We start from the raw sequence: 25,649 nt of genomic DNA on the forward strand, positions 1-25,649 counted from the left end.
GATAGAAAATCTATATTTTCTCTGTATTGAAGCAATCCAGAACTTATTGGATATACAACTAAAAAACACCTAATTATTGACTAAACCATGACCTAAACTTTACCACCATTAATTTTTTTAATCATCACGCGTTCTACTAATAACATGATTATTTTAACCGCCTCAAAAAGAATAGCACCACGCAAACTCTGATTTAAAAACCCTCTAAGTAACTCTGCTAACTATATTATCTTAATCTATATACACTATAAAAGGATCAATAAAGACTCATGCTTCTCAGTTTTATTATAGTTATTGCGAGCCATTGCGAATTTTTATGTAACCGAACATTGAGATTTACGTTATCTGCATAAAAAATAAGGGCTGCAAAACAGCCCTCAAGAAAGAATTTTAGTGTTAATAGATCACACCCTTACACTATTCAGTAGTTTTGCTAATAGTTTTTGCCAGGTCGTTAAAACTAAAACTTGATCTGGTGGCGTCAATTCTCCCACCTTAATCGCTTTATGGATACTTTCTTCTACACGTTGGTGAAGCTGTTCAATAGTATTAGCGCCTTCTTGTTCCAATTCGGCAACAGCCAGCGTCAGATGCCCGCGGAGGTATCCACCAGCAAATAATTCGTCATCACTGGCATATTCAACCATATCGTCTATATATGCCAGAATGCGTGTTTCAAACTCTGCGAGCATTGTTTTTCCTTAAAAATCAATTTAGTTAGCAAAAGGATCTTCCGGGTAAGGGAAATGTTCTGCTTTTAGTGGAGGCGTATTGTAAAACGATTGCAGCGCATGAATAAAGTGTGCTGCACGTGTGGGTATTTCGTTTTCAAGATATGCCATTACTTGCGCATGAACTTTCTGCTGAAAAGTAAAGCGATCCGGCTCAAAATCGCCGTCCAAATTATCGCAACTAATGTTGAAAGGAAAACCAGCAGCTACACAGAATAACCATTCTAATGCTTGTGGCTTAACTTCGACTTTCTCGAACTCCGCTTGAGTCTGGGCATCACGACCGTCAGGGCAATACCAGTAACCAAAATCAACCAATTTACGACGCTCTTTACCCGCAATACACCAATGCGAAATTTCGTGCAATCCACTGGCGTAAAAACCATGAGCAAACACAACCCGATTATAAGCTACCTCTTCATCCGCGGGCAGATAAACCGGCTCATTATCACCTTTTATCAAACGGGTGTTATAGTCATCGCTAAAACAATTATCAAAAATTTCAATCAGTTGTTGATAGTGATATCCAGCCATGTATTAATACAATATCCTCAAAATAATAGCCTAAAATCAAAAATAAAATGCCAGCCAGGAACGGATGGTATCACCGTGTTGATCATGGAGAAGCTTGATACTCATTAGAAAAGAGATAGTCACCAGCATTGGGCGGATTAACTTTTGCCCCCTGCTCAATACTAAACCAGCGCCTAAACGGGCACCAATCATCTGGCCGGTCAGCATGACAAAACCGAGCAGCCATAAAACCTGCCCGCCAAGAATAAAGAAACCTAATGCACCGAGATTGGCTGCGCAGTTTAACACTTTTGCATGTGCTGTTGCCTTAGCCAGATTGTAACCACAGAGCATTACGTAAGAGAGTGCCAGAAAAGAACCTGTTCCCGGCCCGAATACACCATCATAAAAACCTATCCCGCCTCCCGCAAGACAGCCAAAAGCTATCGGCCCCAAACGACGTTGTCGATCTTCTGCACCAATATTAGGTACTAGCAGAAAGTAAAAGCCGATAATCATCACTAATATAGGCAGGACGTAACGCAATAAATCGGGTGATACAAACTGAACCAGCAATGCTCCCGACATACCGCCTAGCACAGTCATAGCAATGGAAAATCGCTGAGAACGCAGGTTCACTATACCACGACGGATAAAATACAGGCTGGCAGATAACGAACCACCTACAGATTGAAGTTTTCCTGTTGCTAATGCCTGAACCGGAGAAACACCTGCTGATAATAGAGCAGGAATCGTCAATAATCCGCCTCCACCTGCTATAGAATCGATAAAACCCGCAACCAGAGCAACCAAAAAGAGAAAACCATAAACTTCTGGACCCAGTAATGACCATTCCATTATTTATTTCACCAGAAAATTACTTACCTGTTCATCAGGAGATCTTTTGGCATCGTTCGACGCTTATATCTCGGAAAATATATCCTGAAAAATATAGCTCGAAAAAACTGTTACCGATTTACCAGCTCGGAAGTATAGATGTGACATCGGCACACTGCGCTCTCTGACGCAACAGGTGATCCATCAGTACAATCGCCATCATAGCCTCTGCAATAGGAACCGCCCGAATGCCAACACAAGGGTCGTGTCGACCGCGCGTCACCATTTCTACCTCTTCGCCCTGACGATTAATGGTCTTACCCGATACCATAATGCTGGATGTCGGTTTCAGAGCAATATGGGCGATAATTGGCTGGCTGCTGCTGATCCCCCCCAGAATGCCACCCGCATGGTTGCTGATAAAACCTTGTGAAGTGATTTCATCCCGATTTTCACTGCCACGTAAGTTAACAACGCCGAAACCGTCACCAATTTCAACTCCTTTCACCGCATTAATGCTCATCAAAGCATGGGCAATATCTGCATCCAAACGATCAAAAACCGGTTCTCCCAATCCTGCTGGCACATTTTCAGCAATCACCGTCACCTTAGCACCAATGGAATCCCCCTCTTTTTTCAGAGTACGCAATAGCTCATCAAGTTGAGTTAGTTTACTTTCATCAGGGCAAAAAAACGGGTTCTGCTCAACGAACTCCCAATCTTTCAATTCACAATGAATATTTCCCATCTGGGTCAAGCAGGCACGGATACGGATACCATGCTTTTCAAACAAGTATTTTTTTGCAATCGCACCAGCAGCAACACGCATCGCAGTTTCACGAGCAGATGAACGGCCACCACCACGATAATCACGCAATCCATATTTTTGCTCATAGGTATAATCTGCATGACCGGGGCGAAAAACGTCTTTAATCGCACTGTAATCTTGTGAACGTTGATCGGTGTTCTCAATTAATAAACCAATACTGGTTCCTGTTGTCACACCTTCAAAAACGCCAGAAAGAATTCGTACCTGATCAGGTTCACGGCGCTGTGTAGTGTAGCGGGAAGTTCCCGGACGACGTCTGTCTAAATCAATTTGCAAATCGGCTTCTGTAATGGCAATACCCGGCGGAACACCATCAACAATACACCCCAATGCAACCCCGTGAGATTCACCAAATGTAGTGATTCGGAAAAACTGCCCAATACTGTTTCCTGCCATTCCTATCCTGCCGTTATTTCTTATGCGTTAAAGATGTGTGTTAATGATTTGATATTGGCTAACAATAACCTAACCAATGGTTAAAGCCTAATTGATTTCATCAACTTTATTTAAATTAAATTGATGAAAAAACGCTTTAACCATCAGCACAATGGCAAAATATTAGTCTTTAAATAGACAGAAATATTCGTGATATTCGGTCAATTGTTTGCGTGTGAGCATAAAAACACCATCACCACCATGCTCAAACACCAACCATGTGAATGGTACATCAGAGTATTGTTCAATCAAATGAATCATGCTGTTACCCACTTCACATATCAACACCCCTTCTTCGGTGAGAAAATCCGGTGCCGTGGCAAGAATACGACGGGCCAGATCTAACCCATCACATCCTGCTGCCAGTCCCAACTCTGGCTCACGGTGGAACTCATCTGGCAGATCACTCATATCTTCCTCATCCACATAAGGCGGATTGGTAACAATCAGATCGTATTTCATCGGAGGCATATCACGGAATAAATCTGACTGAATCGGTATGACACGGTGTAAAAGCCCATGATTTTCAATATTGTGCTCAGTAACGGCCAAAGCATCAGCAGAAATATCAACCGCATCAACTTCCGCTTCCGGGAAGGCATGAGCACAAGCAATTGCAATACAGCCACTTCCTGTGCACAAATCAAGAATGGCGGAAGGTTCCTGTGGGAGTAACCCGGCAAACTGAGTGTTAATCAACTCACCAATTGGCGAACGTGGCACCAAAACTCGCTCATCAACATAAAATTCATGCCCACAGAACCATGCCCGGTTAGTCAAATAAGCAACAGGAATACGCTCATTGATACGGCGCAAAACCCGCTCAACAATACGATGGCGCTCTGTGGTTGTCAGTCGGGCTGTCATCATATTTTCTGGGATATCCAGAGGCAGGTACAGTGTTGGAAGAACCAATTGCAAAGCTTCATCCCACGGGTTATCTGTTCCATGTCCATAATAGATGTTGGCTGCACTGAAACAACTGGTTGTCCAACGCAGCATATCCTGAATGGTATGCAGCTCTGCCACGGCTTCATCTACGAAAATCTTATCCACAAGTACCTCTAAACCACAAAAATGTCATTAGTGCGTTAGTTTGCCATGATCCATGCTACAAATCAGCAACCTGAATGTGCGAATTATTTTAAGCTCAGAGACTCATGTAAGCGTAACAAAAACACAAAAACCACCCTGCGTTAACAGGATGGTTTTTATCGGCGTTATCCATTTTGTTTATCAGCTAGTTTTTTCACCCGATTTTTTTACCCATAAGAAATAACTGACAGTCAGTAGCACAATCCACACGATTCCCACAAACAATGCGACACGCGTATTGGGGAAATAGCCCAGTACCATGATGATAAATGCCATAAATGCCATTGTCAGAGCCGGTGCTATTGGCCACAATGGAACCGGAAATTTAAGCTGTTTAGCCTCTTCTGTCGGCATTTTCCGGCGCATCATATATTGTGACAACAAAATCATCAGCCATACCCACACTGTGGCAAATGTTGCAATGGAAGCAATAATGATAAAGATTTGTTCAGGCAACAGATAGTTCAAAACAACACCGATTAACAAAATGACTGACATTGCCAATACCGTGATCCACGGTACTCCATGTTGAGTCAGTTTGGTGAAAGAAGCAGGAGCCTGTTTTTCCTGCGCCATGCCATACATCATTCTCCCTGCGCCAAAAATATCACTGTTAATCGCTGAAATGGCGGCTGTAATAACGACAATATTCAGGATATTGGCTGCGGAGTTAATCCCCAGACTGGAGAAGATCTGGACAAACGGGCTGCCATTCTGACCAACTTGATCCCACGGATAAATACACATCAGCACGAATAAAGTAAGAATATAAAATAGCAAAATGCGTAGCGGCACCGCATTAATTGCCCGTGGAATGGATTGTGCCGGATTTTTCGCTTCACTGGCGGTAATACCGATAACTTCAATACCTCCAAATGCGAACATGACAACGGTAAATGAAGCTATCACTCCTGCAATCCCATTCGGCATAAAACCACCGTGTTCCCACAAATTTGATAACCCGGTAACATGACCTGCTTCCTGACCAAATCCATACATCATAATCACGAAGCCACCGATAATCATGGCAACAATCGCTGTGACTTTAATGATAGAAAGCCAAAACTCCATTTCACCAAACACTTTGACATTGCACAGATTTATCGCCCCGATGAAAAAGACGATGCCGAGAACCCAAATCCATTGGTCAACATGGGGAAACCAAAGTTTCATATAGAGGCCAAATGCGGTGACATCTGCCAGACAGACAACCAACATTTCAAATACATAAGTCCATCCAGTCAAAAAACCCGCCAATGGCCCCAGATAGTGATTGGCATAATGGGAAAAAGAACCCGGCACGGGGTTATGGACAGCCATTTCCCCCAATGCACGCATAACCATAAAAACTGCCGCACCACCAATAGCGTATGCCAACAATACCGCAGGCCCTGCTGCTTGAATGGCTCCCGCAGAACCATAAAAAAGCCCAGTACCAATCGCCGACCCCAGTGCCATAAACCGAATGTGACGAACACTTAACCCACGCTTGAGTTGTGAGATGTTTTGCATGATTTATCCCTATTTTCTTTTATTATTAGATGTGAAAGATAAATACAACGATAAGGCCGGAGAACCGGCCTAAAAACGATTTAATTTATGTGGTTTTTCAGAATATTATTATTCGACAGGATCGTACCAGTCGGCAGCAGTGCAGAAAGTTGCTGCTCTGCTAACAATTGAATAGCTGTTTCAATGTCTGGTGAGAAAAAACGATCTTTATCGTAATGTGTTACTTTCTCACGCAGAATATGGCGGGCTTTTTCCAGAATCGGGCTACTCGTCAAACCTGCACGAAAATCCACCCCCTGACAAGCCGTCAACCACTCAATCGCCAGAATTCCCCTGACGTTATCCGCCATTTCCCACAAGCGGCGACCTGCTGCTGGCGCCATTGAGACATGATCTTCCTGATTCGCTGAGGTCGGCAGGCTATCAACACTGGAAGGATGTGCCAGTGCTTTATTTTCACTTGCCAACGCTGCCGCAGTTACTTGAGCAATCATAAAACCGGAATTAACACCGCTGTTTTTGACCAGAAACGGGGGCAACTGAGACATATTGCTATCCATCAGCAGAGCAATCCTGCGTTCTGACAACGCGCCGATTTCCGCCAAAGCGATAGCCAGATTATCCGATGCCATTGCGATAGGCTCTGCATGGAAGTTACCACCAGAAATCACTTCATCCTGTTCAGTAAAGACCAGTGGATTGTCAGAAACAGCATTAGCCTCAACCATAATGACATCAGCAGCATAGCGGATTTGGGTCAAACAAGCTCCCATTACCTGTGGCTGACAACGTAACGAGTAAGGATCCTGCACTTTCGGGCAGTTTTCGTGCGAGGCAGAAATGTTACTTTGTTCTTCCAATACAAAACGGTATAAAGCTGCAACATCAATTTGCCCTTGCTGTCCACGCACCTCATGAATGCGAGCATCAAATGGCTTACGGGAACCCAAGGCTGCTTCAACAGATAAGGCACCACAAACAATGGCAGATGCAAGTAACTCTTCTGCCGCAAAAAGCCCTTTCAAAGCAAATGCAGTTGAGGTTTGTGTACCGTTAAGTAGTGCCAGCCCCTCTTTTGCCACCAGTTGAATGGGCTTAAGTCCCGCTTTTGCCAGAGCTTCTTTTGCCGGCAACCATTCACCACGATAACGGGCTTTGCCCTCTCCCAACAATAACAGACTCATATGCGCCAGTGGAGCCAAATCACCAGAAGCGCCGACCGAGCCTTTACTTGGAATGCAAGGGTAAACTTCGGCATTTACCAATGTTACCAGTGCCTGAATAACTTCCAAACGAATACCGGAATAACCACGAGCCAGACTATTGATTTTCAATACCATAATTAACCGGACGATTTCATCCGATAAAGGCTCACCAACACCTGCTGCATGTGACATTACGATAGCGCGTTGCAACTCTTCCAAATCTTGCTCTGCAATTCGGGTATTTGCCAACAAACCGAAACCCGTATTAATTCCATATGCGGTTCTGTTTTCGCTGATAATACGGTTAACACATTCAACACTGCTCTCAATAGCCGGGAAGCATTGTGCATCCAAAGTTATCTGTACCGGATGCTGATAAACATGGCGTAACTCTTCAAGCGTCATTTTTCCCGGATGAATAGTCATATGTTTCATATCAATAACGCTCCTTATTTTATTTCTGCTGCTTTTGTTTCAAATGATGAGCCTTCTACTGCTTGTGTATTCAGCATGGGTAGATTCAATCCCTGCTCTTTTGCACATTGAACCGCCAGTTCATAACCCGCATCAGCATGACGCATGACACCCGTCGCTGGATCATTGTGCAGTACCCGGGCAATACGTTCTGCTGCGTCATCCGAACCATCACAAACAATGACCATGCCTGAATGTTGAGAAAATCCCATGCCAACACCACCACCGTGGTGCAGAGATACCCAAGTTGCACCACTGGCTGTATTTAATAGCGCATTGAGTAATGGCCAGTCAGAAACAGCATCAGAACCATCTTTCATTGATTCCGTTTCACGGTTAGGGCTTGCCACTGAACCTGAATCCAGATGATCACGTCCAATCACGATTGGTGCTGAAAGTTCGCCATTACGTACCATTTCATTAAATGCCAAGCCCAACTTAGCCCGATCTCCCAGACCTACCCAACAAATGCGGGCAGGCAAGCCCTGGAAGCTAATACGTTCCCGTGCCATATCCAGCCAACGATGCAAGTGGGTATCATCTGGCAACAGTTCTTTTACTTTGGCATCGGTTTTGTAGATATCTTCAGGATCACCGGAAAGAGCAGCCCAACGGAAAGGCCCAATCCCGCGACAAAAGAGTGGACGAATATAAGCAGGCACAAAACCGGGGAAATCAAAAGCATGTTCAATACCCATTTCTTTTGCCATTTGTCGGATATTATTGCCGTAATCAAAAGTGGGAATCCCCTGTTTCTGGAAAGCCAACATCGCTTCAACATGTACTGCCATTGAGGCTCTCGCAGCCTGAATCACCACTTCTGACTCTGTTTCGGCACGGCGACAATATTCTTCCCATGTCCAACCCGCTGGCAGATAACCATGTAATGGATCATGGGCGCTGGTTTGGTCTGTTACCATATCAGGACGAACACCGCGGCGAACTAACTCCGGTAAAATTTCTGCTGCGTTACCGCACAGTGCTATCGATACCGCTTTACCTTCCTCGGTGTAACGCCTAATACGTGCCAGTGCGTCATCCAAATCAGTTGCTTGCTCATCCACATATTTAGTACGCAGACGAAAATCAATACGGCTTTGCTGACATTCAATATTGAGTGATGACGCCCCCGCCAACGTTGCTGCCAAAGGTTGTGCACCACCCATGCCACCTAAACCGGCAGTCAATACCCAACGACCTGTCAGATTACCGTTATAATGCTGGCGCCCGGCTTCAACAAATGTCTCATAAGTGCCTTGTACAATCCCTTGACTACCGATGTATATCCAGCTACCGGCTGTCATCTGGCCATACATTGCTAACCCTTTGGCATCCAGTTCATTAAAGTGTTCCCACGTTGCCCAATGTGGAACCAAATTTGAGTTTGCTATCAATACACGAGGCGCATTCTCATGGGTTTTGAAAACCCCGACAGGCTTACCTGATTGCACCAGTAATGTTTCGTTATTCTCCAGATTTTTCAGAGTCTCAACGATTTTTTCATAACATTGCCAATTTCTGGCTGCACGACCAATTCCACCATAAACCACCAGCTCATGAGGATTTTCTGCTACGTCAGGATCAAGATTATTCATCAACATACGGAGCGGTGCTTCCGTTAACCAACTTTTTGCTGTGAGTTGCGTTCCTCTGGGAGCACGAATGACCGCGTTACTGAATTTATTATTTTGCATTGTCACGGTTTTTTCCTTTTTCACCTTTATGAAAATTTATTAACTGTATAGTTGTATATACATGTATATTCAATAGGCAAAAATGTGACGAAGATAAAGTCAATAATTTTGTGTGATTTCTTTTATTAGGAAGATCAATAAGATGATAATGATTTATTTTCAGGCTGGCAGAAGCATATTTTTGCTGGTTTTGTGTTTTATATCACATATTATTTACATTATTGTTACAACGGTCTTCTTTCTTTTCTCCTCTATGCATAAAGCAAAGAGGAGATGTTTTAACCAAATCATAAGCTCAGAATCACGAACTAAAACACCCTTTCAGTTTATAACGGTTACCAGGAAATAATAACTTAGCACTGGAAACAATATGCTCTTTCGACCAGGTTCGTCGGCTGATCAACAAACAGGGCGTGTTTTCTTCTATTTGCAGCAAACGGCAAGAGCGAGCATCACCTGCAACCGCTTCTACAATGTGCTCTCCTTCCGTAAGAGGAGCGACTATCGATAAATAATCATGAGCAGTTTGCTGACTGAAATCCTGCCGCAGATACTCTGGCACCGCCAACGCATTAACATAACGGTCTTCAATTTGTACAGGAATATCATTTTCATAATGAACAATAATTGAATGATAAATAAGTGTGCCAATCTCGATTGCCAACTCTGCGGCCTGAGTCATATTAGCCATCACTTCTGCAAGTTTCAGTACCTTGCAACTGTGTCGGTGGGAACGAGCCTCAATTTCAGCAGCAATACTGTGTATTTCAAATAAGGCAGATTGTCCTTTAGGCTCTGCAACAAATGAACCCACCCCCTGCAAACGGAACAGAAACCCTTCTGCTGTCAGCTCCCGCAATGCCCTGTTTGCTGTCATACGACTACAGTTAAATTGTTTAACTAATTCAGATTCCGAAGGAACCCTATCATGCGGTTTCCACTCCCCTGTATAGATTTTTTCAACAATGGCTTGTTTAACTTTTGCGTACAGAGGCACAGGCTTAGCCGCTTTATCTGATAAATCAATGGTCACAATAAATTCCTTCTTACTCCTGTCTATTTTAAGAATTATTTATTTCATGAATTATCCATTCCACCAATGCACTAATTGCCATGCAAGACGGGCCGCTGCTTTACCGCCCATACCCTGAATATCATACAATGGATTAAGCTCAACTAAATCAATAGCCTGCAATTTCTTACTCTGACAAATGGGTTGAATCAATGATAATAAGCGCTCTAATGGAACACCCAACGCAGCCGGAGCCGATACTGATGGCATTTGCCAGATTGGCAACACATCCAAATCAATAGTCATGTATATGATTTCAACCTGATTAATAATATCTTGTATTTGTTGCTGTACCTTATCCAACATGGAGTCAATACATTGAGTATCCCAAATAATTGTGACATCAAGGTGATTAGCTTCGTCTAATAAAGCCTGCGTATTTGAGGCCAGACTGGCACCTATACAAGTGTAATTAAATGGACGTTGTTGCTGATGACAATAATCAGCAAGCTGACGAAACGGGGTTCCCGATGTGGGTTGTGGCGCATTCCGCAGATCAAGATGCGCATCAAAGTTAATAATCCCTACCCGTTGAGTTGGAAACGCACGATAAATCCCCATGCCATGAGCAAATGCCGTTTCATGTCCGCCTCCAAAAATTAACGTCCGCATTTTCTGATTCTGACACTCATAGACAGCATCACTCAGAGCGCTCTGGGCTTCACTTAATTGTCCGCTATGAGCCTGGATATTACCCAAATCCACTAGCCATTCATGCCCATCATGACTCGCCATATTTGCCAATGACTGGCGCAGATATTCAGGCCCTAATTTAGCTCCCGGTCGCCCTTGGTTAAGTTTTACCCCTTCATCACATTCAAATCCCAATAATGCAATATGATGCGGAAATTGTTCTGGAGAGAAACGGGTGGGTTGTTTTATCGTCTGGAATATCCGTAATGCGTTATTTGCTTCCGCGAGATCATTCCGTCCTTGCCAAATGTTTTCTGATGTCGGATGCCATAATTTCATGTTATATCCCTCACTATTATTTATTGTTCTCTAGACAATGTATTGTTTTCTAAGTGATACTGTTTATGAATCACGATGTATAGAGCTATGCGTGATTGTTCCACGATAAACACGGTAAACTAATGGGTTATGTCCAAGTTCATACAATATATCAACGGGTTCCTGAGCATCCCAGACAACAAAATCAGCCATATAACCTGCAGTTAATTGACCGTGGCTATCTGCCCGCCCTAATGCACGTGCCGCATGGATAGTCACTCCCTGCCATACCTCTTCTGGTGTTAAACCAAACTGGACACAGGCCATATTCATCATCATACGCAAAGATGTAAAAGGGCTGGTTCCCGGATTAAAATCCGTCGAAATGGCCATCGGTACACGATATTGACGCAATAAAGCAATAGGAGGGCGTTTAGTCTCTCTCAGAAAATAAAATGCTCCCGGCAATAATACGGCGACAGTTCCACTGCGGCTGATCGTTTCAACGCCTCTTTCATCCAGATATTCAATATGATCAACGGATAATCCTTGATAATCTGCCACTAATTCAGAGCCGCCTAAATTAGAAAGCTGCTCTACATGGCCCTTGATGGGAATATTGAGTTTTTTGGCTGCGTCAAAGACCCGTTTAGTTTGTTGGAGACTAAATCCAACGGTTTCACAAAAAACATCTACAGACTCAAATAACTGCTTTTGCCAAAGAGCAGGAAGAATGGTATCGCAAACTAAATCGATATAAGCATCAGGATTATGTTTATATTCAGAAGGAACTGCATGAGCTGAGAGTAAAGTCGGACTGATTTCAACGGAGTTCTTTTGCTTTAGTGTTTGAATAACTTTCAGTTGTTTTTCTTCATTTTTCAGATCTAATCCATAACCCGATTTCATCTCAATTGTCGTTACACCTTCAGATATTAAAGCATTAAGTCGCTTTTGAGCGGCAATTTCCAATTGTTGGGCTGAACTTTGTCTGGTTGCATTGACTGTAGCATTAATTCCACCACCTTTAGCACTGATTTCTTCATAAGAAGCGCCATTCAAACGCTGTTCCCATTCCGATGCCCGATTGCCACCAAAAACCAAGTGTGTATGGCAATCTATCAGGCCGGGAGTGATTAATCGTTGCTCTGCATCAATCACCTTACAACGATTAGCTGGCACACTTTCTGTTGGTAAAATCGCCAGAATTTTTTCATCCCGTATGATCAAATCATGTCGTTCCAGCATACCATAATTGTGTTTGCCATCTATGTTGCTGATTATAGGGTTCATTGTGGCAAGTCTGGCATTACGCCAAATAATATCGCTATCTTTCAGTCCAATTGACATTAGTTTCTCTCCGTTACTTTTTTCTTGTCAATATCAGCCCGTATGTTGTATATACATTTATTTTATAACCAAAAAATTTTGTCAATCCATTTTATGAATCAAGGAGCAATTGTGAATTTTTTGGATGAAATTCTTAATGATAAAAATATATTAGATCTTATTAAATCACCTAAAGCAGCCTGTTTTAGATGTGCCGATTATGTCAGTGAATATCTTCATCGAGTACATATACCCCATCGGGCAATTGGCGTATTCATCTGGCGCGGCGTGGACGATAGTTGCCCTACGACTCATCTTGTTATTGAAGCTTACCATCAAAGCCAGAGAATTATAATTGATCCTACTATCACACAGTTCAAGAATTCTGAATTGTTCTACAAAACAATAGAACCCTTTTTTGGCAAAAGGGAAGAATGGCAATACCACTTAAACAATATTTTTTTAAATAAGCTCATTATCTTAAAAGAATACCCTTCAAGTCATTTGGCTAAAAATTCTATGGATAACTTTCTTTTCGCCCTGCCTTCTGATTTCAAAAACGACATTCATATCAATAAACCAATGTGGTACGAAAGATTAACCCAAAATCCTGCGCTCTGGGAAAAGCACGATCAAAATACGATCAATAGTTTTTTCCCCAGCACCAGAGAAAAGAAACATGTTCTACAAGCTCTTCAAAAAAGATTAAAACATTGGCAAGCCATTTTGAAGAAAACAACAAATAACCACTAAATATACATGGTTATATTATGTAATAGCATTTAAGCAAAATGATAGAAAATCAGGTACACTGACCAAAAGTTGTTAATAAAATTAGTATGTAATGAAGAAGAAAATAACATTAAGTGAAGAAGACATCAGCCTATTTAGAACGTCTGTTGCAGGAACCCGTCGTATTGCTCAAGATAAAGTCTTACATTCCCCCAGAAGAAAAAAAATCGGCCAGATTGCTCCTGAGCGTCTGATGCAAGAACAGGTCGATGCCAGTTACTATTTTTCTGATGAGTTCCAGCCCAATCTCGATATGGAAGGCCCGACCCGTTATGTACGTGAAGGTGCCAATCATTATGAGCTGAAGAAATTACGGCGAGGAGATTATCCCCCTGAATTTTTTCTGGATTTGCACGGATTAACTCAGTTGCAGGCTAAACAAGAAATTGGGGCTTTGATAGCCGCCTGCCGCCGTGAAAACGTCTATTGTGCCTGTATTATGCATGGTCACGGCAAACATATTCTTAAGCAACAAACACCATTATGGCTCGCTCAACATCCCGATATCATTGCTTTTCATCAAGCTCCCAAAGAGTGGGGAGGAAACGCTGCATTGCTCATTTTGGTAGAACAGGATGAGTTTATACAGCGCTAAATGTGAACTCTGCCTTTGATCAACCAGGCTTTTGTCATTTATTGCTTATCACTAATATTGTTTGTCACTAAGTGTGCTGGAGAGGTTTGCCATAATAGGCAGCCTTTCGCTGTCTGGTGATCCCACTCCACACAAGCAATACCGGATGTTGTAAACATAGGCGGAGTTTGTACAGGGCAAAGTTCAGATACTAAATAACCAACCAAAGGTAAATGGGAAACTAACAATACTGCTTTTTTTCCCTGAATTGCCAAAACTTGTAAGTAGCTCGCTACCAGTGCCGCATCACCCGATGGTGTTAACTCCTCTAACACCTCCTCACTATCAGGCAATGTCAAGCTCTCACGAACGACTTTCAGAGTCTGCCCTGCCCGGATATAAGGACTGACTAAGACACAATCGATATCAGGCAACTGTTGCGCAAGCCAAAGAGCCATTTTTTGTGATTCCTGACAACCACGTGGTGTTAATTCTCGCATTGCATCGCTGATTGAGTCGAAAGCGGCATCACCGTGACGCATAATAAAAACGAACATAATTCACCGTTGAGTTAAATTTTAAATTACACCGCTTTTAGGTAATTAATTATATGAAAATAAAACCATATTATTGATATACACTTTAACAGAAGGACATCAATTAGGATTGATAAGCATTCTGCCTCAAAATAAAAACAAATAAAATCACTAAAGACGAATTATATATATCTTGTTTGGTTATTATTATTTCATTTACTCAACAAGTAAAAAATATTATAAGAATCAGAAATCATTTGGCATAAAAAATCGGCTCTTGAACTGAAAGAGCCGATATAATTTATTCCACAAAAACTATAAATTATTCATAGAATTTTTCATTCTGTTCAGCCATTTGAACCAGGCGTTCACAAGGTGCAAATCTTTCTCCATGTTGTTGCTCCAGGCGGCGTAAAATTTTCACAACGTTATTACTACCTAGTTTATCCATATAACGAAATGGCCCTCCCAGGAATGGCGGGAAGCCGATACCAAATACTGCGCCAATATCGCCATCACGGGGGCTTCGGATGATACCTTCATCCAAACAGCGAACAGCTTCATTTAACATCGGCATTAAACAACGCTGAGCAATGTCTGATGGAGATATCTTGGCGTTAGGCTTAATTTTCAACAAAGAATAGATGGAAGAGTCAACCTCTTTGCTGCTTTTTCTGAATGACCAGAATCTACTTTTTTTGACCTCGTAGGAATAAAAACCACGACCGTTTTTCTTGCCTTTACGGTTGTCATTCAATACTGCATCCAGAATTGCCGGTGGAGTAAATCGGCTACCTAATTGCTCTATCAGGACAGGAATTATTTTTGTTCCAACATCAATACCGACTTCATCCAGCAAATTGATTGGCCCAATCGGGAAACCAAAATCCACCAACGCTTTATCGATATGGTTAACAGGTTCACCTTCTACTAAACAATAACCCGCTTCATTGATATAAGGAGACAAAATTCGGTTAACATAGAACCCTGCTTTATCACCAACAACAATCGCTGTTTTACCCTGTTTTTTCGCCAGCGCTACCGCCGTCGCAATTGTTTTTTCACTGGTTCCTGCATGCGGGATCACTTCCACCAACGGCATTTTATCAACCGGACTGAAATAGTGGAGACCGATAACTTGCTCCGGACGTTTAGCAACTTCTGCAATTTGGTGAATTGGCAATGAAGAAGTGTTGGAGGCGAAAATAGTTTCCGGTTTTGTATGTGCCTCAATTTCTGAAACCATTTTACGTTTCAATACCAGATCTTCAAACACGGCTTCCACTACGATATCAGCTTGTTTAAAGCCGATATAATCAGTTGCCCCGGAAAGCAGAGACATTTGACGGGAACACTCCGACGGTTTCAAACGCCGTTGTTTGACTCGTTTAGAAAGCAGATCCCATGTATATTTAAGCGCCTGATTGATACCTTTTTCATTAATATCTTTGATACGAACAGGCAAATTACCGCGAGTGACAGTAACGTTGGCAATTCCGCCCCCCATCAAACCACCACCCAAAATCCCCACATGTTTGATCTTAGCTGGCTGTTCTGAAGAACCCGTTTCGTTTTTTAATGAGGTAGCAGCGAAAAACAGACTGCGCAATGCTTCCGATTCTGGCGACATAGCCAGTTCACCAAATGCTTTGGCTTCCGCCTGAAAACCCGTCTTTTGCCCTTTTTCCAGTCCGGTACGAACGACATCAATAATCCGCTCTGGTGCCGGATAATGACCATGAGTTTTTGCTTGTGTTTTTTGTTGAACCATCCGAAACAACAGTGGCCTGCCCAAGGCACTTGCCAACAGACGCTGTGTCCATGCTAACGACTTACGCTTAATTATTCCTTTTTTGACATATTGAACAGCGACATCCAGCAAAATATCCAAAGGAACCGCATCATCTACAACGCCCAGGCGTTTTGCCTGATTTGCCTTCAGTTGGCGGCCTGTCAGCATCATATCCAGAGCAGAGCTGACACCTATCAGACGAGGTAATCGCTGAGTTCCCCCCGAACCGGGTAATAACCCAAGCTGCACTTCCGGTAAACCAAGACGCGTCTTATCATCCAGAGAACAAACACGTGCATGGCAGGCTAATGCTAACTCCAGCCCGCCCCCCAGACATGCACCATGAATGGCGGCAACAATCGGTAAAGAATAATTGGCAATCCGGGCAAACAATTCCTGACCTTTTTCAGCCAATTTTGTTGCTTCTTGTTGGGTTTGGCAGCCTGCGATCATAGTGATATCTGCGCCAGCGATAAATGTATCGGGTTTGCCGGATACAATTACCAAACCTTTTAAGCCGGAAACTTGTTGTGCCTTCTCAAAAACTGTCAAAAATTGTTCAACAAACTCCGCTTTCAGCGTGTTGACCTTCTCACCTGGGACATCAATCGTAATGACACCAATCTTGTCATCTCTGATAGAAAAACTGAAAACTGATTGTGTCTCTGACATAATTATTTCTTTTTCAGCCTGAGCCATCATTCTACCTCCAATACCATCGCTGCACCCAATCCACCGGCAGCACAAGCTGTTGTCAATCCAAGCCCACCACCACGACGGCGCAACTCATTCAGTGTCTGAGTCACCATTCTGGCTCCAGTCGCAGCAAACGGATGACCATAAGCAATTGAACCGCCCAATACATTGAATTTATCCATATCCACTTCGCCAATTGCCTGAGAGCGCCCTAATTTCTCGCGGGCAAACTTTTCACTGGCAAACATTTTTAAATTCGTAAGGGTTTGAGCAGCAAATGCTTCATGCATATCTATGAGCGAAAGTTCATTTAAAGTAATACCCGCTCTGTCCAACGCTAACGGCGTCGCATAAGATGGCCCCAATAGCATATCCTGCCAAACATCAATGGCTGAGAAGGCATAACTGCGTAAATAACCTAACGGAGTCATACCAAGTTCTTTAGCCGCAGATTCACTCATCAAAATAACCGCCGCCGCACCATCCGTCAGCGGTGTACTATTGGCAGCAGTCACTGAACCATGTTTGCGGTCAAAAGCAGGGCGCAACTTAGCGTAAGAGGTGAGTTCTGAATTTTTTCGGATATTATTATCTTCCAGCAGAGATTCATGGTACGGTGGGAAATGTGCTGATATCACTTCATTACGCAATAATCCATGTTCCCAGGCTTTAGCAGCCAATACATGAGAACGGTGAGCCAATTCGTCCTGCTCTTTACGACTGATATGATAGGTTTTTGCCATTTGCTCTGCCGTATCTCCCATTCGTAACCCCGTTGAGTATTCAGCAACAGCGGGTGATACTGGCAGTAAATCTTTTAACTTCAATTTACTAAGTAATTTAAGGCGTTGCGACAAACTCTTCGCTTTGTTCATATCAACCAGCGTGCGAGCCAATGATTTGGTTACCCCGATTGGCAAGACTGAAGAAGAATCAGCACCACCCGCGATCCCCACATTCACTGTCCCAGCCATAATGCTATCTGCTACATTCGCGATTGCCTGAAAGCTGGTTGCACAGGCCCGGGAAACGCTATATGCATCTGTACTAACACTTAAGCCAGCACCTAATACAATTTCCCTTGCAATATTTGGTGCTTCCGGCATTTGAACAACTTGCCCAAAAACTAATTGATCGATCTTCTCTGGTGACAGCCCACTTCTGATGACCAACTCACTGACAACCGCTTTTCCTAGATCAACAGCCGGAATACCGTGGTAGTTAGTCGCCTGTTTCGCAAAAGGAAGACGCAACCCACTGACAATAGCCACTCGTCCCTTTTGTTGTGCCACTTTTGTTGAAGAACGACTCATAGCAACTCCTGAAATAATCATTAACTAAATCAATTGATTAAAAATATTTACTCACCCCATAAGAGGTCAGACCTGATGGAGCATTGTTAACGCAATGCTGGAGAATAGCAAACAGGAATAAACTAAAAATGCGAGCAAGCGCAACTTTAATATATTTACAATCTACACAACTTGAACAGATAGCATGCGAGAAAAAGATAAAGAAATAATCATTGATTACCACGGATGAGAGTCAGTTTTTCCACTGCCTTAGACTACAGTGGAAAACAGTTGCCCAAAACCTTGACTCAAGAAAGAATTAACGCAATCCTAACTGGAATATCATTGCTTCTGCCTGACAACTAAGCGTAATTACGCGTAAGAACTACTGTCAGTTGCAATCCATCATCAACACAACAACAGACCAAACGGCAGTTTCTTCTGCGCACTACAACGTTTAATTACACTGTTTAATATCATTTATCTCACTATTTATTGATCTCAGCACATTAACGGCTTTTTATTTACAATTTATCAATCTGGGTGGTCTCTTTTTTGTTAAGCAAGTCCCATTTTTGTAATCAATTTCGTCATATTTTAAAAACATTCTTGCAACACATTATGATATCGGGCCTATACTTCCCGCACTGGTCTGATTTGTCATTATGATAAACTGACTCTACAATTCCGCGCTCTCAGCTACATTGAGTAGCATGTTAAATAATAATTAAACAATGAGGTTTTGGTTATGAACCAGAAAAACCTATTTACACGTTCAGCATTAGCAGTGGCGGTTGCAATTATTTCATCTAATGCTAGTGCTGCCGGTTTTCAATTGAATGAGTATTCATCATCAGGACTAGGTCGGGCATTTTCTGGAGCAGGTGTCGTTGCAGAAGATGCTTCTGAAGGTAGCCGCAACCCTGCAGCCATGACCCTATTTGAGCGTCCATCATTTTCTGGCGGCCTTATTTACGTCAAACCAAGCGTTGATATCACGGGCCAGTCCCCGCTTAAACACAGCACTGATGCAAAAAATATTGCACCAAATGCTCCGATACCAAACCTGCATTTTATTACCCCAATCACTGAGCAATGGTTTGTTGGCGCATCAGCCACGAGTAACTTTGGCTTAGGCACAAATTTCAGCAATAACTATGCAGCAGGCTCAATTGGCGGCAAAACCTCACTCAAAACTGTAAACTTTAATCTAAGCGGTGCATATAAACTGAATGATCAGTTCAGTTTTGGTTTAGGTGTGAATGCAGTTTATGCTGATGCTGAAATTATTCGCCATATGGGTGAATTAGGGCCAGCATTAACACTGAAATATAAACAGTTACTACCAAAACTTAATATTAACATTCCTGCAACCGCAGAAGCAGCTCGTTTGGAAGGCAAAGATTGGGGTTATGGCTGGAATGCGGGCCTTCTGTACCAGTTTGATGAAAACAATCGTTATAGTTTGACTTATCGCTCGAAAGTCAAAGTAAAGTTTAAAAATGGTGATTACAGCAACGACAAACCTGTACTACTACCAGATGGGCTAGGTGGCAATACAGTTAAAGGAACGTTAGATCTGAACCTACCTGATATGTGGGAAATCTCCGGTTACAACCGTGTAGCACCTCAATGGGCAATCCACTATAGCTTCCTCTATACAGGCTGGAACGAATTTAAAGAATTGAGGGGTAAACCTAAAAACGGTAAGGGCAATGATCTATTCGAAAAACACGAAGGATTCCGTAATGCCTACCGTATTTCACTAGGAACAACTTATTATCATGACGATAACTGGACTTTCCGTACCGGTATCGCTTTCGATGAAAGTCCTGTACCAGCACAGAATCGTTCTATTTCTATCCCAGACCAAAATCGCTTCTGGCTAAGTGCGGGAACCACTTACGCATTTAATAAAGATGCTTCTGTCGATGTTGGTGTTTCCTACATGCGTGGCAAAAAAGTCCATGTGAGTGAAAAATTACCAAAAGAAGCTCAACAAGGACCTTTCAGTGCACCATATGAATTCGATTCAAAAGGAACTGCATGGCTGTTCGGTGTAGGCCTTAACTACACATTCTAATCATCTTCCATGATCTAAAAAAGGATAGCCTGAGCTATCCTTTTTTAATTTCTTTATAAAATTAGTCGATAGAATCTAGCTCATCCTGAATAGCAGCAGCATTTGGATTTTCTTCTGGTGTCAGCTTCCCGCCATTAGCCAGAAAATCGTGGCGCTGGAAATAAGCCTCACGCATCATCAGATACGGATCAGAGGAATTTTTCATCAAGCCGTCTGAATCCAATAAACGCGCCCGGGTTTCAATGCCTTGAAATACCCATTTACCTACAGACATCCAAGGCGTGAGATAACTTAAAACAGGGTAAGTCATGTCTGCTAAATTTCCCCCCTCATCACGGGTGGTAAAACTGCCATAACCCGGTAAAACAACATAAGGGCCATAACCGACATTATAGTATCCTAGCGTACTACCAAAACGCATTGGATCCTGTTTTGCCAGTTTAGGGTTCGCCATTGAAGCAACATCAATAAGCCCTCCCATACCCAAAATAGTATTCAAAAAGAACCGATTAAAGTGCTTCGCACCTTCATTGATATCTCCACGTAGAAAGCTATTAACCATACTGGCAGGTTCTTCAAGGTTGCTCATGAAATTACCAATACCGTTTCGTGCAGGCATTGGCACATAATCACGCCAGACTACTGCGACAGGCCTTAGTACATAAGGGTCGAGAACATTATAGTTAAAGTTGAACATGGTACGGTTAAACCCTTCCAGCGGATCAGAGCGCCTTTGTTCATTCGTATTCGATGAACTCGCGCATCCCACCAGTAGCACAGCAGTAAGAGCAACCCCGCTCAGACGATACTTCATATTGTTCTCCATATGATTACTTTTTGCCATTGCCCGTTTTCGAGCATTATGCCTTTCAGCCAATAGCCGCCAATATGTTAAATATACTGCCAATTTTTCTTTAATGGTAATCAAAATAATTGGTGATTATATAGGCAAACAGTTCGTTATATCTTATCTCAGGAAAGAAAAAGAGATATACTACGCCCTGTTTTATTCGCCCTCTTAGTTAAATGGATATAACAAGCCCCTCCTAAGGGCTAATTGTAGGTTCGATTCCTGCAGGGGGCGCCAAACAAATCTCTCTCAACGTCTACCAAAGCCTCCAACCCCCATAAAAATAAAGCTATAGCGGGAAACTCTAATCCCTCGAAGTCTACAACCGTCTTCCTAAATCTCTACAATTTGTTGTATAGTTTTTTGTATAGAAATTCCCTATACATTGGCGGATGGCAACGGGCTATCTTTGTTAATTGATACCAATGGTTCTAAAGGCTGGCGATACCGTTATCAATTCGCGGGTAAAACTAAAATGATCTCGTTAGGTGTTTATCCGGTAGTAACGCTCACCGAGGCTGTTGTGCTTTAATAAATTCGGACATTTTGGTAAAGGAATAGAATGTAATTAAGGTGTCTTTATGAAACGAAAATCGCCCCAAAAATTTACTGATAACTTTAAAAGAGAAGCTGTCAATCTGGTTGTTGAACAGGGTTATACCGTCCCACTGGCGGCTGAAACTTTGGGTATCTCAACAAAACTCCTGTATACATGGCGAAAGCAGGCTGTGGAGCAAGCCAAACCCGGAGCGTTAACCACTGAGGAGCGACAGGAGTTATCGCAGCTTCGTAAAGAAAACAAACAGCTAAAAATGGAGAAAGAGATCTTAAAAAAGGCGAGCGCCTTCTTTGCGAGAGAACTGCTGTAAGGTGTTGGTTCATCAAAGAACATGCAGAGCAATTTCCCATTTGCCAGTGATGTCGCGTGATGAAAGTCAGTCATTCCACGTTTTATGCCTGGCAGGCAAAACCCGTTCGGCTGCTTTCCGATGAGCAACGCGCATTGCACCAAAAAGCCACCGCGCTGTTTAAAGAAAGCCGGGAAAGCTTAGGCTATCGGATGTTGGCGAAAAAATTACGCAAAGAAGGCTTTACTATCAGTGATTATCGGACCCGAAAGCTGATGAAACAGCTCGGCTTATCCGTCAGGCAGCGTAAAAGCTACCGGGCTCCACGCAAAGGGAAAGCTGTATCAACGTCCTGTAACCTGCTTAACCGGAACTTTAATCCGTTGGCCCCGAATGAAGTCTGGGCAGGCGATATTACCTATCTCAAAACGCCTGAAGGCTGGTTATACCTGGCCATCGTGATGGATTTATACTCGCGGCGGATCGTGGGATGGCAGATGTCAACGGAGATAGATACGACCCTGATCAGTCAGGCCTTAACGAAAGCGTATCACTTACGCCAGCCGTCAAAAGGCTGTGTTTTTCACAGTGATAGAGGCAGCCAATATACAAGCCAGCCATCTCGGAATCTGCTCGACAGTTATGATATGAGAGCGAGTCAGGGGGATGTGGGGGCCTGTTGGGATAATGCAGTCGTTGAACGTTTCTTTGGCAGTTTAAAGCCTGATTGGCTCTTCAAAATTCATCATGAAAATCAGGCGGAGATGAAAAAAGATGTGCTGGATTATCTGCATTATTACAATTTAACGCGATTACACACGGCTAATAATGATTTAACTCCTGTGGAATATGAAATGGCCTTCGTAAAAATGTCCGATTTTTCTTGAGCAGAACAGTTTCTGATGTGGTTCTGGAACTGGACAAATGCGTACAAAAAGAAATCGTTAATAGAGTTGCGTAATTACAAAAGTCGGTATATTGTGATAAGAGTGATAGCAATGTCACACAGCTTATTAGTTTTTCTCGAATAGTGAGAAACAGTGACGTAGTATTATCACAGGTTTATTGCTTCAGACATTTTGTCTCGCCATCGTGCGAGGTTTTTTGTTTTTGAGATAAAACGAGATTTATTATGATAATTATCATTCCATTGATGATTATTAATAAACTCTAAAACTTTCTTTTTATCTGATTTAAGTTATCAGCGTTGTCCTTATTTTAATATGGAATATTCAGATGTTGTGTAGGTAATATCTAATCAATGCTTGATTGAGATTAATCCATATAAATAAGGGGGATTGTTATGATAAATAAAAAAATAAGTATTCTTGCGGGATTGTTTTTATCCCTGGTTGCCGGAGCGGGTATGGCTGCGGAGGATAAGGTTACCAATACGGCTGAGACTGTATTTAGTTGTGCAAAATGGATACCCGATGGAGAGTATTTAGGGAAATTTGAAAATATAATTCGTATGAGTAAGGCTCCAAATAATCACTATTGGTTTGTTAACCAAAAAAGAAATCTTGAAGGCTGCATTCGTGTGGAAAGAGCAAGTCAAGTGCTTAATCCGGTTGTTTATGATGCTTTCCTTCAAGGGAAAACCATAACAATTAGAGTTGTTGATAAATATGTAACAGATATAAGATATTGATTTTATATCATTAACTTATTTTCAGACCTCGCTCCAGCGGGGTTTTTTGTTTTCTGGGGATACCTTCCGTTTGAACACTGGCAATTGCTGCAAGAAGGAATTGTGTCTATAATGTCGGCAACATCATACCGGATAAAGGAGGGGCAGATGAGCAACGCTAAAACGATGATAGCCACCTTCGTTGGTGCACTGTGTATTTCGCTGGCTCCGGTCCCTGCCAAGAGCGTAAACATCCCAGTTATTCCAAATATGCAGCAGCGTGATCAGGTATCTCATAACGCACCGAGTGGTTTTGTTTTTTTACCCATATCGGAAGCCTCTTCCATTTTGAGAGAGGATGCCGCCAATTTGCGCGCCGTGTTACAAAAGATGATTGCGTTACGTGAGAAAAATGGGGGCGGGCTTTTATACCCTGCATCCTTTCGCTCTAAGGTGATCAAGGCTGTGAAAAATCAAACACAGTTCATTTTTGAGCTTAAAGAGGCTATAAAAATTGCGATTACCGAAGTAACCTCGTCCGGGCAGCAACAAATCGAATCGGGCGTATCCAGTTCTCGCAAACAGCTTATTGAGTTTGGTAAAGCGGTAGCCAGTGTTGAGTTCGCTCTTCAGGATGTGCTTGCTGCCTATGAGCAGTCGAAAGCGCCGGGTAAAACGCTTGCCACAACTGGTCTTATTTCTGCTGATGATGCAAGAAAGCTAATTGAAGCTGAACATAAAAAAATTGGCCTGTCTCAATCGGTGTTTGGTCACTGATGCCTTTCAGTATTCATCCTGACGTAGAGCGTCAGAACATTGCTATTTTCTATTTAAAACTACTGAGGGAATGGAAGGTTAACCATATTCTTCCAGATGTCTTTGGTAATGAAGGTCAATGGGAAGATTGCGCTTCACTCTGCGATTCCCATGTTTACAAAATCCATATTAAGCTACCCGGTGAAAGGGCGTGGAAAGATAACAAACCACAGCTAGACAGAAAATCAAATAGTTATCTGGTTTACACCCGGCATTGGTTGAATACTGACAGCTATCAAATAATAAGCATTATGACGCCTAATGCGCATGAAATTGCGCGAACCACCTTTAAAAGCATACTCGCCCAGCGTGCAGAAGATTTCCAGAACAGCTAACCAGGCGGGGCTTTTTCATATCTACCAGTAGTCAACTCTAAGTTTACAACTCAAGCATTTCGCTGAACTCAACAAAATGGTCATGACACCATAAATTCAAGGCTGCGCATGGCGTGGCCTTTTGTGATGACTAAAATCCCCCTAAATAAGGGAGATTTCTAATTTAGCGTTGCTTGAATGTTTCATAACCACATTTTGAACACAAATACACATCCCTTTGGACGCCTAAATCGTGGAATGTAGGATCGGGTTCTGTTCTATCAAGGCTATAGTTCATCATTCCGCATTTAGGGCATTTATCACCAGGTTTCGCCTGTATGTAGGCTTCAAGTTCAGCAACACGTTGTTTTAGCTGCTCTACTTCATCGGGTACGGATTTAAGTCTTTTCCATAAAGGGATCGAATCTAACAGATTATTTAACTCGGAGAGTATTCCCATGAGTAACCTCGTTAATAAGACAATTTTAAAAGAAGATGGAATTACACTTTGTAAGCCATCGATTTATGAGCTGAATATCATATCTGACAGCGGTGAAGGTAAGGAAATACAGGTGTCACATATGGGAAATAAAATAGTGACATTTGAATTAACTACAGAGCAATGCTTATCTTTGTCCGAAATATTATCCAGATAAAACTATCCGATAACGGAATAAATTCAAGGTCGCTTAATGCCTGTCTCTTATACACAACTTTGTATCCTGCTGTTTTTTTTATATGAATTATTT

Annotated in this window: 22 protein-coding genes, 1 tRNA gene and 2 pseudogenes; 9 read left to right on the forward strand and 16 right to left on the reverse strand. The window is 42.5% G+C overall.

Features of this window, described 5'->3' with window-relative positions:
- Positions 1-404 precede the first annotated feature (404 nt).
- The 11 genes from AAC147_RS17320 to hutI all read right to left on the reverse strand — a co-directional run bounded on the left by AAC147_RS17320 (position 405) and on the right by hutI (position 12,698).
- Complete coding sequence (locus AAC147_RS17320) at positions 405-692, reverse strand: YfcL family protein (protein ID WP_047678508.1); 288 nt, start codon at positions 690-692, stop codon at positions 405-407.
- Positions 693-713: 21 nt separating this feature from the next.
- On the reverse strand, positions 714-1,265 hold the full coding sequence (locus tag AAC147_RS17325) for an elongation factor P hydroxylase (protein ID WP_047678511.1): 552 nt from the start codon (positions 1,263-1,265) through the stop codon (positions 714-716).
- A 36-nt stretch (positions 1,266-1,301) separates the two neighbouring features.
- A complete protein-coding gene (locus AAC147_RS17330; protein ID WP_047678514.1) occupies positions 1,302-2,102 on the reverse strand; it encodes a sulfite exporter TauE/SafE family protein in 801 nt (266 codons plus the stop codon).
- 118 nt (positions 2,103-2,220) lie between these two features.
- Complete coding sequence (gene aroC, locus AAC147_RS17335; protein WP_047678517.1) at positions 2,221-3,306, reverse strand: chorismate synthase; 1,086 nt, start codon at positions 3,304-3,306, stop codon at positions 2,221-2,223.
- 162 nt (positions 3,307-3,468) lie between these two features.
- The gene (prmB, locus tag AAC147_RS17340; RefSeq protein WP_047678520.1) at positions 3,469-4,401 is read right to left on the reverse strand and encodes a 50S ribosomal protein L3 N(5)-glutamine methyltransferase; all 933 of its coding nucleotides are present in this window, start codon (positions 4,399-4,401) and stop codon (positions 3,469-3,471) included.
- Between the two features lie 180 nt (positions 4,402-4,581).
- Positions 4,582-5,952, reverse strand: coding sequence for an amino acid permease (locus AAC147_RS17345; RefSeq protein ID WP_047678524.1), 1,371 nt, complete (start codon positions 5,950-5,952; stop codon positions 4,582-4,584).
- 80 nt (positions 5,953-6,032) lie between these two features.
- Positions 6,033-7,592 (reverse strand): histidine ammonia-lyase, encoded by a 1,560-nt coding sequence (gene hutH / locus AAC147_RS17350; RefSeq protein ID WP_047678527.1) that lies wholly within the window; start codon positions 7,590-7,592, stop codon positions 6,033-6,035.
- Between the two features lie 14 nt (positions 7,593-7,606).
- Positions 7,607-9,331 (reverse strand): urocanate hydratase, encoded by a 1,725-nt coding sequence (gene hutU, locus AAC147_RS17355; protein WP_197056343.1) that lies wholly within the window; start codon positions 9,329-9,331, stop codon positions 7,607-7,609.
- A gap of 295 nt (positions 9,332-9,626) precedes the next feature.
- Positions 9,627-10,358 carry a histidine utilization repressor gene (gene hutC / locus AAC147_RS17360; RefSeq protein ID WP_047678529.1) on the reverse strand — a complete coding sequence of 244 codons (732 nt, stop codon included), beginning with the start codon at positions 10,356-10,358 and terminating at the stop codon, positions 9,627-9,629.
- 51 nt (positions 10,359-10,409) lie between these two features.
- On the reverse strand, positions 10,410-11,369 hold the full coding sequence (gene hutG / locus AAC147_RS17365; protein ID WP_047678532.1) for a formimidoylglutamase: 960 nt from the start codon (positions 11,367-11,369) through the stop codon (positions 10,410-10,412).
- Between the two features lie 63 nt (positions 11,370-11,432).
- Positions 11,433-12,698: an imidazolonepropionase gene (hutI, locus tag AAC147_RS17370; RefSeq protein ID WP_047678534.1), complete on the reverse strand. Its 1,266-nt coding sequence runs from the start codon at positions 12,696-12,698 to the stop codon at positions 11,433-11,435.
- Positions 12,699-12,809: 111 nt separating this feature from the next.
- Here hutI and AAC147_RS17375 point away from each other — a divergent pair, with 111 nt between their 5' ends.
- Positions 12,810-13,430: a hypothetical protein gene (locus AAC147_RS17375; protein WP_047678537.1), complete on the forward strand. Its 621-nt coding sequence runs from the start codon at positions 12,810-12,812 to the stop codon at positions 13,428-13,430.
- A 91-nt stretch (positions 13,431-13,521) separates the two neighbouring features.
- Positions 13,522-14,064: an endonuclease SmrB gene (gene smrB / locus AAC147_RS17380; protein ID WP_047678540.1), complete on the forward strand. Its 543-nt coding sequence runs from the start codon at positions 13,522-13,524 to the stop codon at positions 14,062-14,064.
- Between the two features lie 38 nt (positions 14,065-14,102).
- On the opposite strand, the gene sixA is transcribed toward smrB, so the two are convergent.
- The 3 genes from sixA to fadI all read right to left on the reverse strand — a co-directional run bounded on the left by sixA (position 14,103) and on the right by fadI (position 18,380).
- On the reverse strand, positions 14,103-14,600 hold the full coding sequence (sixA, locus tag AAC147_RS17385) for a phosphohistidine phosphatase SixA (protein WP_047678543.1): 498 nt from the start codon (positions 14,598-14,600) through the stop codon (positions 14,103-14,105).
- Positions 14,601-14,901: 301 nt separating this feature from the next.
- Positions 14,902-17,070 (reverse strand): fatty acid oxidation complex subunit alpha FadJ, encoded by a 2,169-nt coding sequence (gene fadJ, locus AAC147_RS17390; RefSeq protein WP_047678606.1) that lies wholly within the window; start codon positions 17,068-17,070, stop codon positions 14,902-14,904.
- On the reverse strand, positions 17,070-18,380 hold the full coding sequence (gene fadI, locus AAC147_RS17395; protein WP_047678545.1) for an acetyl-CoA C-acyltransferase FadI: 1,311 nt from the start codon (positions 18,378-18,380) through the stop codon (positions 17,070-17,072). Before fadI ends, fadJ begins: the two co-directional genes overlap by 1 nt.
- Positions 18,381-19,107: 727 nt before the next feature.
- Between fadI and fadL the strand changes: the two genes are divergently transcribed.
- Positions 19,108-20,442: a long-chain fatty acid transporter FadL gene (gene fadL / locus AAC147_RS17400; protein WP_047678548.1), complete on the forward strand. Its 1,335-nt coding sequence runs from the start codon at positions 19,108-19,110 to the stop codon at positions 20,440-20,442.
- Positions 20,443-20,503: 61 nt separating this feature from the next.
- On the opposite strand, the gene mlaA is transcribed toward fadL, so the two are convergent.
- Entirely contained in the window at positions 20,504-21,256 is a 753-nt protein-coding gene (mlaA, locus tag AAC147_RS17405) for a phospholipid-binding lipoprotein MlaA (protein WP_047678551.1), read from the reverse strand.
- A gap of 198 nt (positions 21,257-21,454) precedes the next feature.
- Here mlaA and AAC147_RS17410 point away from each other — a divergent pair.
- From AAC147_RS17410 to AAC147_RS17435, 6 genes and pseudogenes are all read left to right on the forward strand, one after another.
- A tRNA-Arg gene (locus AAC147_RS17410) sits at positions 21,455-21,529 on the forward strand.
- A gap of 100 nt (positions 21,530-21,629) precedes the next feature.
- Positions 21,630-21,812 (forward strand): annotated as a pseudogene (locus AAC147_RS17415) (Arm DNA-binding domain-containing protein); the annotation flags it as partial.
- A gap of 61 nt (positions 21,813-21,873) precedes the next feature.
- A pseudogene (locus tag AAC147_RS17420) lies at positions 21,874-23,027 on the forward strand (IS3 family transposase).
- A gap of 416 nt (positions 23,028-23,443) precedes the next feature.
- Positions 23,444-23,791 (forward strand): hypothetical protein, encoded by a 348-nt coding sequence (locus AAC147_RS17425; protein WP_047678560.1) that lies wholly within the window; start codon positions 23,444-23,446, stop codon positions 23,789-23,791.
- A gap of 147 nt (positions 23,792-23,938) precedes the next feature.
- A complete protein-coding gene (locus tag AAC147_RS17430) occupies positions 23,939-24,547 on the forward strand; it encodes a hypothetical protein (protein WP_047678563.1) in 609 nt (202 codons plus the stop codon).
- Positions 24,547-24,921, forward strand: coding sequence for a type II toxin-antitoxin system YafO family toxin (locus tag AAC147_RS17435; protein ID WP_081988930.1), 375 nt, complete (start codon positions 24,547-24,549; stop codon positions 24,919-24,921). The genes AAC147_RS17430 and AAC147_RS17435 overlap by 1 nt, the downstream gene beginning before the upstream one ends.
- Before the next feature lie 163 nt (positions 24,922-25,084).
- Here AAC147_RS17435 and AAC147_RS17440 read toward each other — a convergent pair whose 3' ends face one another.
- A complete protein-coding gene (locus AAC147_RS17440; protein ID WP_047678569.1) occupies positions 25,085-25,360 on the reverse strand; it encodes a hypothetical protein in 276 nt (91 codons plus the stop codon).
- Positions 25,361-25,649: the final 289 nt, after the last annotated feature.

The sequence above is a fragment of the Xenorhabdus sp. NBAII XenSa04 genome, assembly GCF_963866145.1.
Taxonomy (GTDB): Bacteria; Pseudomonadota; Gammaproteobacteria; order Enterobacterales; family Enterobacteriaceae; genus Xenorhabdus; species Xenorhabdus indica.

What these genes read in the sequence shown, in the direction of transcription:
- hutG (WP_047678532.1), bottom strand. Translation starts at nt 11,369, where the DNA reads ATGAAATTATGGCATCCGACATCAGAAAACATTTGGCAAGGACGGAAT.
- aroC (WP_047678517.1), bottom strand. Translation starts at nt 3,306, where the DNA reads ATGGCAGGAAACAGTATTGGGCAGTTTTTCCGAATCACTACATTTGGT.
- fadJ (WP_047678606.1), bottom strand. Translation starts at nt 17,070, where the DNA reads ATGGCTCAGGCTGAAAAAGAAATAATTATGTCAGAGACACAATCAGTT.
- AAC147_RS17430 (WP_047678563.1), top strand. Translation starts at nt 23,939, where the DNA reads ATGAGCAACGCTAAAACGATGATAGCCACCTTCGTTGGTGCACTGTGT.
- AAC147_RS17320 (WP_047678508.1), bottom strand. Translation starts at nt 692, where the DNA reads ATGCTCGCAGAGTTTGAAACACGCATTCTGGCATATATAGACGATATG.
- AAC147_RS17345 (WP_047678524.1), bottom strand. Translation starts at nt 5,952, where the DNA reads ATGCAAAACATCTCACAACTCAAGCGTGGGTTAAGTGTTCGTCACATT.
- AAC147_RS17330 (WP_047678514.1), bottom strand. Translation starts at nt 2,102, where the DNA reads ATGGAATGGTCATTACTGGGTCCAGAAGTTTATGGTTTTCTCTTTTTG.
- hutH (WP_047678527.1), bottom strand. Translation starts at nt 7,592, where the DNA reads ATGAAACATATGACTATTCATCCGGGAAAAATGACGCTTGAAGAGTTA.
- fadI (WP_047678545.1), bottom strand. Translation starts at nt 18,380, where the DNA reads ATGAGTCGTTCTTCAACAAAAGTGGCACAACAAAAGGGACGAGTGGCT.
- sixA (WP_047678543.1), bottom strand. Translation starts at nt 14,600, where the DNA reads ATGTTCGTTTTTATTATGCGTCACGGTGATGCCGCTTTCGACTCAATC.
- AAC147_RS17425 (WP_047678560.1), top strand. Translation starts at nt 23,444, where the DNA reads ATGATAAATAAAAAAATAAGTATTCTTGCGGGATTGTTTTTATCCCTG.
- fadL (WP_047678548.1), top strand. Translation starts at nt 19,108, where the DNA reads ATGAACCAGAAAAACCTATTTACACGTTCAGCATTAGCAGTGGCGGTT.
- AAC147_RS17325 (WP_047678511.1), bottom strand. Translation starts at nt 1,265, where the DNA reads ATGGCTGGATATCACTATCAACAACTGATTGAAATTTTTGATAATTGT.
- AAC147_RS17435 (WP_081988930.1), top strand. Translation starts at nt 24,547, where the DNA reads ATGCCTTTCAGTATTCATCCTGACGTAGAGCGTCAGAACATTGCTATT.
- mlaA (WP_047678551.1), bottom strand. Translation starts at nt 21,256, where the DNA reads ATGAAGTATCGTCTGAGCGGGGTTGCTCTTACTGCTGTGCTACTGGTG.
- hutI (WP_047678534.1), bottom strand. Translation starts at nt 12,698, where the DNA reads ATGTCAATTGGACTGAAAGATAGCGATATTATTTGGCGTAATGCCAGA.
- AAC147_RS17440 (WP_047678569.1), bottom strand. Translation starts at nt 25,360, where the DNA reads ATGGGAATACTCTCCGAGTTAAATAATCTGTTAGATTCGATCCCTTTA.
- smrB (WP_047678540.1), top strand. Translation starts at nt 13,522, where the DNA reads ATGAAGAAGAAAATAACATTAAGTGAAGAAGACATCAGCCTATTTAGA.